At 68.4% G+C, this 237-nt stretch carries 1 pseudogene; it reads right to left on the bottom strand.

What is annotated here, in order from left to right:
- Positions 1–237: pseudogene (glyA, locus tag G5A07_RS21710) on the bottom strand (serine hydroxymethyltransferase); the annotation flags it as partial.

The following is a 237-nucleotide window of genomic DNA, read 5'->3' as shown; positions in this document are numbered from 1 at the left end:
ACGATCATCTTCGGCTTGTGCTCCACGGCCAGGCGCTCGACTTCGTCGTAGTCGATCAGGCCATTGGCGTCGATGCCGTACTGCACGGCGTTGTACAGCTTGCCGGAGGAGGAGACGCTGGCGCCGTGGGTCAGGTGGCCGCCATGGGCCAGGCTCATGCCGAGGATGGTGTCGCCGGCCGACAGCAGGGCCAGGTAGACCGCGGCGTTGGCCTGGGAGCCGGCGTGCGGCTGGACG

Source organism: Stenotrophomonas sp. AS012628, assembly GCF_010608305.1.
GTDB classification, from domain to species: domain Bacteria; phylum Pseudomonadota; class Gammaproteobacteria; order Xanthomonadales; family Xanthomonadaceae; genus Stenotrophomonas; species Stenotrophomonas geniculata.
The sequence above is the reverse complement of the archived record's forward strand: the minus strand, read 5'-3'. Positions and strand labels throughout refer to the sequence as shown.